This is a genomic window from Mesorhizobium sp. Cs1321R2N1 (genome assembly GCF_037179725.1).
In the GTDB taxonomy this organism is placed as follows: domain Bacteria; phylum Pseudomonadota; class Alphaproteobacteria; order Rhizobiales; family Rhizobiaceae; genus Mesorhizobium; species Mesorhizobium salmacidum.
In genome coordinates this window covers 1-9515 of record NZ_JAPYKP010000182.1, presented here as the reverse complement: position 1 = coordinate 9515, position 9515 = coordinate 1, and the positions used below count along the sequence as shown (strand labels likewise).

General features: G+C 61.3%; 6 protein-coding genes and 2 pseudogenes. 6 read left to right on the top strand and 2 right to left on the bottom strand.

The window, feature by feature from the left end; genetic code table 11:
- From O7A61_RS28870 to O7A61_RS28845, 6 genes and pseudogenes are all read left to right on the top strand, one after another.
- Positions 1 to 319: pseudogene (locus O7A61_RS28870) on the top strand (FAD binding domain-containing protein); the annotation flags it as partial.
- On the top strand, positions 319 to 795 hold the full coding sequence (locus O7A61_RS28865) for a (2Fe-2S)-binding protein (protein ID WP_337132657.1): 477 nt from the start codon (positions 319 to 321) through the stop codon (positions 793 to 795). The pseudogene O7A61_RS28870 and the gene O7A61_RS28865, both read left to right, overlap by 1 nt.
- 10 nt (positions 796 to 805) lie before the next feature.
- Positions 806 to 3070 (top strand): xanthine dehydrogenase family protein molybdopterin-binding subunit, encoded by a 2265-nt coding sequence (locus O7A61_RS28860; protein WP_337132656.1) that lies wholly within the window; start codon positions 806 to 808, stop codon positions 3068 to 3070.
- Between the two features lie 17 nt (positions 3071 to 3087).
- Positions 3088 to 3333 carry a MoaD/ThiS family protein gene (locus O7A61_RS28855; RefSeq protein WP_337108784.1) on the top strand — a complete coding sequence of 82 codons (246 nt, stop codon included), beginning with the start codon at positions 3088 to 3090 and terminating at the stop codon, positions 3331 to 3333.
- 320 nt (positions 3334 to 3653) lie between these two features.
- The gene (locus O7A61_RS28850) at positions 3654 to 4142 is read left to right on the top strand and encodes a helix-turn-helix domain-containing protein (RefSeq protein WP_337132655.1); all 489 of its coding nucleotides are present in this window, start codon (positions 3654 to 3656) and stop codon (positions 4140 to 4142) included.
- A gap of 172 nt (positions 4143 to 4314) precedes the next feature.
- Complete coding sequence (locus O7A61_RS28845) at positions 4315 to 4935, top strand: Abi family protein (RefSeq protein ID WP_337132654.1); 621 nt, start codon at positions 4315 to 4317, stop codon at positions 4933 to 4935.
- Between the two features lie 122 nt (positions 4936 to 5057).
- On the opposite strand, the gene O7A61_RS28840 is transcribed toward O7A61_RS28845, so the two are convergent.
- Together O7A61_RS28840 and O7A61_RS28835 are read right to left on the bottom strand one after the other, a co-directional pair.
- Positions 5058 to 8507, bottom strand: coding sequence for a class I SAM-dependent DNA methyltransferase (locus tag O7A61_RS28840; protein ID WP_337132653.1), 3450 nt, complete (start codon positions 8505 to 8507; stop codon positions 5058 to 5060).
- 492 nt (positions 8508 to 8999) lie between these two features.
- Positions 9000 to 9515, bottom strand: a pseudogene (locus O7A61_RS28835) (ornithine cyclodeaminase family protein); the annotation flags it as partial.

Sequence of the window (9515 nt, the reverse complement as noted above, 5' to 3'; positions counted from 1 at the left end):
CATTCCGCGCACCGAGATGGACATCGCCGTGGTCAGCGCCGGCGTGAACCTGACGCTGGACGCAGCTGGCGTCGTGACGGCGGCCCGCGTGGCGATCGGCGCCGCCGCGCCGACCGTGCTTTTGGTGGAAGAAGGGGCGCAGGCCCTGATCGGCCGCAAGCTCGACGAAGCAGCGCTGGAGCGGCTGGCCAAGGTCTGCGCCGGGGCCTGCCGGCCGATCGACGACAAGCGAGGCACAATCGAATTCAGACGCAAGGTTGCGGGCGTGCTGGCGAGGAGAGCCGCACAGACCGCCTATGCACGCGCAGGAGGCAAATGATGGCCGGTGTAGCTGTTTCAACCACAATCAACGGCGACAGCGTCGAATATCTCTGCCAGCCGGACGAGACGCTGCTCGACGTGCTGCGCGACCGGCTCGGGCTGACCGGCGCCAAGGAAGGCTGCGGCACGGGCGACTGCGGCGCCTGCAGCGTCATTGTCGACGACCGGCTGGTGTGTTCGTGCCTGGTGCTCGGCGCGGAAGCGGAAGGCCGCCGCATCGAGACCGTCGAGGGCATGGCGCATGGCGATACGCTGCACCCGCTGCAGCAGAAGTTTTTGGAGCATGCGGCACTGCAATGCGGTATCTGCACGCCCGGCTTCCTGATCGCGGCCAAGGATCTTTTGGCGAAAAACCCCGACCCGACCGAGGAGGAAATCCGCTTCGGGCTGGCCGGCAATCTCTGCCGCTGCACCGGCTACGACAAGATCGTGCGCGCCGTCCAGGACGCGGCAATCGTCATGAAACAAGCGTAGGAGCCTGACCATGAATTTCGATCCACGGTACTCCAACCGCAATTTCGCTTCCGTCGGCACCCGCCCGATCCGTCCCGACGGCGTCGACAAGGTGACCGGCCGCGCCCGCTATGGCGCCGACTTCAACATGGCCGGCCAGTTGGTCGGCCGCGTGCTGCGCAGCCCGCACGCGCATGCCAAGATCCGGAAGATCGACACCTCGAAGGCGGAAGCGCTTGCCGGCGTGAAGGCGGTGATCACCGCGGCCGACCTGCCCGATCTCACCGATGGCGATGCCGCCATGTACGACATCCTCGACAATTGCATGGCGCGCACCAAGGCGCTCTATGACGGCCACGCGGTGGCCGCCGTGGCGGCGATCGATGCCCACACGGCGAAGAAAGCGCTGAAGCTGATCGAGGTCGACTATGAGGTGCTGCCGCATGTCACCGATGTCGACGAGGCGATGCAGCACCACGCCCCTCTGATAAACGACACGATCTTCACCGAGGGGCTGGAAGAAAAGCCGGTCAAGGCTTCCAACGTCACCAAGCGCTCGCAGTTCGGCCATGGCGACGTCCACCAGGGCTTCGGCCACGCCGATTTCATCGTCGAGCGCTCGTTCAAGACCGAGCAGACGCACCAGGGCTATATCGAGCCGCATGCCTGCGTGGCCAATGTCAGCTCCGACGGCACGGCGGACCTGTGGGTCTGCACGCAAGGCCATTTCGTCTACCGCCAGCACTGCGCGCAGCTGCTCGGCATGGAAGCCTCGAAGCTGCGCGTCACCTCCTCGGAGATCGGCGGCGGTTTCGGCGGCAAGACCCATGTCTGGGCCGAGCCGGTGGCGCTCGCGCTGTCGCGCAAGGCCGGACGCCCGGTGAAGCTGGTGATGACCCGCGACGAGGTGTTTCGCGCCTCGGAGCCGACCAGCGCCACCTCGATCGACGTCAAGATCGGCGCCCGCAAGGACGGCACGATCACGGCGGCCGAAGCGACGCTGCGCTACACAAGCGGCCCCTATGCCGGCACCTGGGCCGAGATCGGCGCCATGACGGCGTTCGCCTGCTACAAGCTCGACAACGTCAAGACCGTGGGCTTCGAAGTGCTGGTCAACCGGCCGAAGACCGCCGCCTACCGCGCGCCGTCGGCCCCGATGGCGGCCTTCGCGGTGGAAAGCACCGTCGACGAGCTCGCCAAGGAGCTCGGCATGGATCCGGTCGAGTTCCGCATCAGGAACGCCGCCCAGGAAGGCACGCGCTCGTCCTACGGCCCGGTCTACGGCCCGATCGGCATCGGCCCGACGCTGGAAGCGGTGAAGAACCATGCGCACATGAAGGCGCCGCTCAAGGCAAATCAGGGGCGCGGCATGGCCTGCGGCTTCTGGTTCAATTTCGGCGGCCAGACCTGCACCGACCTGAACATCGGCATGGACGGCTCGGTGTCGCTCGCCGTCGGCACGGTCGATGTCGGCGGCTCCCGCGCCTCGCTGTCGCTGGTGGCGGCGGAGGAACTCGGCATCGCCTACGAACAGGTCAAGGCCATCGTCGCCGACACGTCCAGCCTCGGCTACAACGACATGACCGACGGCAGCCGCGGCACCTTCTCGTCCTCGATGGCGACGATCTCGGCCGCCCGCAACGCGATCAAGATCCTGCGCGAGCGCGCCGCGCAGATGTGGGATATCTCCGTCGACGACGTGGTCTGGGAACAGGGCCACGCGGTCGCCAGGGGCGAGAAGCACGGCAATCTCGGCAAGCTGTCGCTGAAAGAGATCGCGGCCCAATCCGGCAAGACCGGCGGGCCGATCGCCGGCCACAGCGAGCTCGTCGCCGACGGCGCCGGCGTCTCCTTCGCCACCCATATATGCGACGTCGAGGTTGACCCCGAGACGGGTTCGACCAGGGTGATCCGCTACACGGTGGTGCAGGATGCCGGCAAGGCGGTGCACCCGACCTATGTCGAGGGCCAGTACCAGGGCGGCGCGGCGCAAGGCATCGGCTGGGCGCTCAACGAGGAGTATATCTACGGCAAGGACGGCCGGCTGCAGAACGCCGGCTTCCTCGACTACCGCATCCCGGTCTGCTCCGACCTGCCGATGATCGACACGCAGATCCTGGAAATCCCCAACCCCAACCACCCCTATGGCGTGCGCGGCGTCGGCGAAACCTCGATCGTGCCGCCGCTGGCGGCGATCGCCAACGCGGTCTCGAACGCGGCCGGCGTGCGCATGACCCATATCCCGATGTCGCCGCCCCGCATCCTGGCGGCGATCGAGGCGGAACGGGAAGGCTAGGGCCAGACGAGGTTCTGATGGTCGAAGTCACGCTCTGGGGCGCGCTGGCCACGACCGCCGGAGGCAACAGCAAGGTCGAGGTCGAGGCCAAGGACATAAGGGAGCTGTTCAGGAAACTCGCTGAACAGTATCCCGGCCTGGAGCCATGGATCGACCGCGGGATTGCGGTCGCGATCGACGGGACGATCTATCGCGACACGTGGTCGAAGGAACTGCCGCCGGGGGCGGAGATATTTTTGCTGCCGCGGTTGGCTGGGGGGTGAGCTCAGTGGCCCGTCGGTGTCAGCGCCGGAAGTGGGTTTCATAACATGCTACAAGGCTCAAAACGGCAGAAAAAAATGACAAAAATGCTGGCGGGGTGGGTGAGGCCAGTACCCCACGGTGGGCCAGCATCCTGACCGGGGTCGGGTACAGAACATAACCACTAAGCAGCGTAATCCATCCATCCGAATTGCCGGATAGCCGAAACATGCATAGGAGCCCCGGGTAGAATATTACCCTACCTGTACGCAGCATCCCTATTGCGCAAAGGCGCATGACACTCTTATGTCTCGCTTCAGTTCAAAATTTCGCGAGACTGATGATGAGCACTTCAGAGAATACCATCGTCCCTTTTCCTACCAAGGCGGCCGATGCCGCACCGAACAACTTCGAGAAAATCTGGGGCAAGAAGGTCAAGGCTCATGGCTATGCTGCCATCCCGACCATCCTCATCCGGTCACAGCATAGGCTCGGCATTAACAGCACCCAGTTCTGCCTGTTGATGCATCTGCTTGACTTGTACTGGTCGCGGGATCGGCCACCTTTCCCTACCAAGCAGCAGTTGGCGGATCGCATCGGCATAAAGATGTCGAGCATCAAGCCCAACATGAAGGCGTTGGAGAAGGCGGGGCTCATCCACCGGGAACAGCACAAGACATCGGCAGGGGACTGGGGCGCCAACACCTACCATCTCGACGGGCTCATTGCGAAGATCCAGGCTATGGAACCGGAGTTCGCAGAGGAGAAGAAGAAGCGGGTGGCTGAGAGGAAGCGGGTCGAGACGCCCAAGGGCAAGCGCCCAAAAGAATAAGTGCAGGCCATAGGCCTGCTCCCAGAAAAGAGTTACCCCGGCCGCATGCCTAGGGCAGAGACGGTACCGGGGTTTACTGCGCCAATATACGGTAGGGTGGGGCAGAAATCAACCCCATAGTGACATGGACACTAAGGACTACACATACGCAGGTATTGAGGACATCCTCTCCGTGGATAGGTTCGGCACCTATCTAGGGTGGGCCGGGGGCGACCGCAACAGGGCGGTCGCGCTCTACACCCTCAATGCGGTCCTGTCCGAGAGCCTCTACACCCCCCTACATATGCTCGAAGTGGCCCTGCGCAACCGCATCCACCAGGTCATGAGCAAGGTCCATGGCGAGGCATGGTTCGACATGCCCGAGCATCAGCTCAATGCTGTGCAGCCCGACATGCTTGAAAAGGCCCGCATCGACCTCAAGGAGAAGGGCAAGGACGAGACGCCGGGCCGGATCGTCGCCTCGCTTACCTTCGGCTACTGGACCGCCCTGCTAGGTAAGGAGTACGAGAACCTCTGGCAGATCACTCTGAAGGACATCGCAAGGCGCGAGGACGGCAAGGGTCTTCGTCGTAAGGACTTTACCAAGTCTCTCGGTGCCATCCGGACATTGCGCAACCGTTTGGCCCACCACGAGACCGTCCTTCACTGGGATCTGCCGAAGCATTATGGCAACATCATCCAGCTGATTACTTGGCTGTCGCCGGTCGCGGCCGAGTGGTGCACGAGTTGCAGCCGCTTCGATGCGCTTTACCCCAAGGAAGGCATTGCGCTGGTCTTGCTCAAGGCGGAGTGACGATGCAGTTCAAGGAACGCACGCCGGCGCAGCTTCCCACATGAGCATGCCGCAGCACGTGTCTTACGGAGTTCTTCGCGGCGTCATCATGCGAATGATACGCATCCCGGATGTCGCCGTCGCTACGAGGCGCTTATGCCCGCCCGGAAAAAGCTTCTTCCGGCGTCGTAGCTTTCAGCTTGGCCGAGCCGGACCAACGATTGAAGCACATCTCGGACTTCGGGGATGGTCTGCTCCGGTGATGAGAAGGTCGCGGCGATTTCCGTCACAGAAAGAGGCGCTTTCGCGCGGCCCATAATGGCCAGCACGACTTGAGCCTGCTCCAGCCGCGCGACAGGGAACGCTGTTCTTCTGCTCTTCGCTTTGGTGGAAAGAATCGCTTGTATGCGATCGCTACGGTGTGCCAATGGGCCGATCTTTTCGATCTGATATTCGGGACGCAGCCATTTGATGAAGCCACGGCGCTCTTCAGCGGCTCGGACTTCGCTCAACTGAACAAGGCCTTCAAGGACTTGCTCGACATCAATACCTGTCTGCCACCCGTAGGATTTCAGAACGGCGGAATCGAGCCGGTCGTGAAGCTCCCGCAGTATCAGAACACAGCCGCGGCTTCGGATGCCCTGATCCTTGCGAGAGAGGTGGGTACCCGCCACGACAGATTCGAGAACGTTATATAGCGCGGTCAGGGTTATATCGGGGTGCTCCGCAAGGACTCGTTTGCGTGTCCCGTCAAGTTCTTCTGCGATCGCTCCAATCTCGATGCGGGCGGAAGCGCTGGCATCAGGAAAGGGAAAGGGATCGAAGCACTTAGATTTCACATAAACGGGATCGTTTCCGACCCCTAGCCTGCCGCCCACCGCCAATGACCACGCTACATGGACGCGCGATGAAAGTACACCAAGAGCGAAAGCATCATCGAGTGCCATCACTACGAGCTTGTTGTCTGGAAGCACCCGGCCATCGATAAATTGGAAGATCCGATGCTTCATTGTTTCGACTGTGGCGATGTAACGGGACAGACCTTCGATTGCCGGGCGAAGTTCCCTTCGTGGCTCACCGAACCACCACCACTTCTCTCGGTATGAAGTCCGATTGTTTCGGTCTCGCTCTGGCTTCACGGTATCCAAGAGATGTTGGTAGACCTCCGGAAATTGCCGTCGAACTTCATCGGAGGAAGTACCAAACAGGTCGATGACCATCACTCCGCGCGGTCGCGATGTCAGATCCTTGCCATTCCGATATTCGCGGACATGTTTATCAAGGTCTGGTCGCTTTCCGAGGCCGAGTTGAACCGCCTTCTCTTTCGTGATGATGAACCCACCGCCCATCAATTGGACACCTCGGTAGCCAATCGCACCGTTGCTAACGAGTTCCTTGGCCTTATCCGTGTTTGCACCGATCGACAGGTCAGCATTGATCCTGCCTTCACGTTCAATGAACTCGATTGTGGGTTCGTCGGTGTCTAGGCCTTCTTCTCGTGTGACGATACGCACCGCACCATCGCGTTCGCCGGCTTCCGCTACGGTCATCGCTATCCTAACTGCGGCAGCATCCTTCGACGCCTTGGTCCAAGGATGATCCGGAATGGCGAGCACAAGTGAAACTGGCGAAATGCCTGACAGATGCCTCTCAAGGACTCGCCGCTGAAATACCTGTGTTATGGAGTTCGTCGTGACGAAGCCGAAGCGACGCAGTCGGGTTCCTCTTCTCACGAGCAGCTCGGCCGCGTGGTCCCACCAATACATGACGAAATCCGCTGCAGGATTCATCCGCGGATTGGCGGCCCATAAGGCTTCGGCGTAACCAGCCCCGAGGCGCCCGCGAATGTCCTTTCCACCAATGAATGGGGGATTCCCGACGATGAAGTCTGCCTCCGGCCAGTCCGCGCTGATCGCATTCGGATAGGCGTAGGTCTCGTTGCCTTGATTGTCGCTCACAGGCTTTCCCACCGCGTCGCGTTTTAGCTGCGGATGCGGATAGCCTGACCAAGTGAGGAGGGCATCCTTCGTGTGAACATGGTCACTGCTCCCCAAGACTGGCTCGGAGGGCACGGTGGCGCGTGTCCGCAAGTGCCACTGGATGTATCCTATCCAGAGAACCAGTTCGGCGATCTCTACAGCTCGCTTGTTGAGTTCCATACCGAAGAACTGCTCCGGTTTCACCGAGATATTTTCCATGCGAGCGACGGCTTCGTCGCCTCCGATGTCTTGCAATTGTTTGAGCGCTTCGCCTTCCAACTGCTTCATCCGACGGAGGGCAACATAGAGGAAGTTCCCTGTGCCACATGCCGGGTCGAGTACCCGCACCGAGGCCAAGTGGCGCAGGAAGTCTTCGATCTCGCGAATGGCCGCAGCCTTGGAACCGTCGCGGAGTTCGCGCGCGGCAGCCGATTGATGACCGATCCAGTCTTTGGTCAGGGGCTCTATGATGGTCGCATCAACAACCCTTTCGACGTAGGCACGCGGCGTGTAGTGCGCTCCCAAGCGTTTTCTTTCGTCGGGATCCAGCGCCTGCTCGAACAGAGTGCCGAAGATAGCTGGCTCCAGGTCACGCCAATCTGCATCCGACGCGTCGCGAAGCAGGCGTATTTCCTCTTCCATGAGCGGAAGGGATGCGGCGTTCTTGAACAGCTTGCCGTTGAACCGAAGCAGCCTTTCGCCAATGCCCGGTGAATAGTCTCCGCGGTCCATGTGACGCCAAAGGTCGTCAATTTCGAACGTAAACCGCGTGGGATCATCGAGGCACTTCGTCAGAAGCTCCGTGAAGCCCTTTTTGCGAAGGAGGCCGACGTCCTCAACGAACATTGTGAAAAGACAACGCATGAGGAAAACTGCGACGCTGCGCGCTTCAAAGCCTCGCCCTTCGAGGGCCTTGGAGATTTCAGCGAGCCGCCCAGCAATCTCACGAGTGACTTTTGCCGTCTTCTTTGCCGGATCTAAGGATTGAGGCTCTTCCCAGATCGCGCGCAGCAGATCTCGGGTCTCGGGATTTGCCAGCTGATCGAGTTCGATACGGAACTGCCGCGCGTCGGGAAACTGGGCATAGTGGCGGCCGTGGCCAGAAAAATCGGCATAGAGTTCGATAGCGCGCCCGACATCACATGCGATGATGAACGGTGGATATGGGTGATCAGCAGGCAGCGACGCAGCATACCGTTCTGCCTGCCGCCGAGCCTGAACCATCACGTGATCGAGCCCTGATGCGGCGGTGTCCGCAAGACCGCTCTCTGTCGGGGCGAATAAGTCCACCAGTCCTTCAGGCACTGCTTTCTTGCCGCCACGGAGACGGCTCTGCTTTGCTTCGAGAATGAAGCAACCACGTTTATAGAGGTCGATGCGGCCGGCTTCCCTTGTTCCGTCTGGGCGCTTTCGCTCGACACGTCGTTCGAATACATAATCGTTGAAGTCATGTGCGGCCAAAGCCGGATCTGGTCTTCTTACCCCAATGACGTCGCAAAGCTCCGCCAGGAAGAGTGAGTAGTTGGCGCGTTCCTGACCGCCGTCGAGATTGGACCATCGCCCGATGAAATCGGTGATCGCTAATCCTCTATTAAGATTTTGCCCTTGTCCCACACGTTATACTGGCATCGTGTGGTTATCAAAAATATAATGCGCTCCAATGCTACCCTTGTTGGCATTCAGGGCAACTAGGCTGGCAACGAAGGACAACGAGGCTACAAGTGACCAGATAGGAAAGTCTCACGGCGACTCAGATGCACTTCAAGTTTTGGGCCTTACTCGTCCCACTCCTAAGCCTCCAACGTGGGCTCCGAATTCACCTCCAGCGCCTTTCCCACCTCACCGTGCTCGCCAAGACTTTCCCCATGCATCGCGAGCAGCCGCCCTATCCAGATCGGGTCGACCAGGTGGTCGCGCTTGAGGTTGGTGGGGTGGATGAGGATGCCCCCGATGGACCAGCGTGGCGGAGGCCAAGGAGACCGGTACCTGGCCTGCCCGTGCGGCTGGTCTGTCGTGCCAATTGCACGGCGCACGCGGAAACGTTCAGCGGGCGCAGCCATTCGGCGCCGCTCGGTTTGCCCGGAACCGAAAACCGCTTCGCACTCCCTACGCTCCCACCTTTGCCCGCCCATACGCCAGCGCCGCCACCGCCAGATCCCCAACCGCCAGCCCGCGAAAAACAAACGCCGTGGTCTCACCCGCACCCTCTCGTCCCGCAAAGTCGCCGCAGACCAAACCCGTCAGGTCGCCGGCGACCATCGCGGGGTCGACCATGGGGTTGGGCATTTTTGCTTCCTGCTCCAGATCGTCGACGATGATGCGGTCGAAGCGGCGCATCGTCTGCGGCAGCCAGGGCAGGGCCTGGTCGGTCATCACGGTGAAGCTTCCCGGCTTCAGCCAGTTCGCGTCGAGGAATGGCTCGGGCTTGGGCACCAGGGTCACCGTCGTCACCACCATGTCGGCGCCTTCGATCGCGGCCCTTGCCGTGTCGCATGGGATTGCTTGCAGGCCTCGCGAGCGGGCCATTTGGCACAGCGCGTCGCGATTGGCCGTGCCGCGGCCGAAGGCGCGGATTTCGCGCAAGGGGAAGAGGTCGGCGAATGCTTCGAGGTGGCCGCGCGC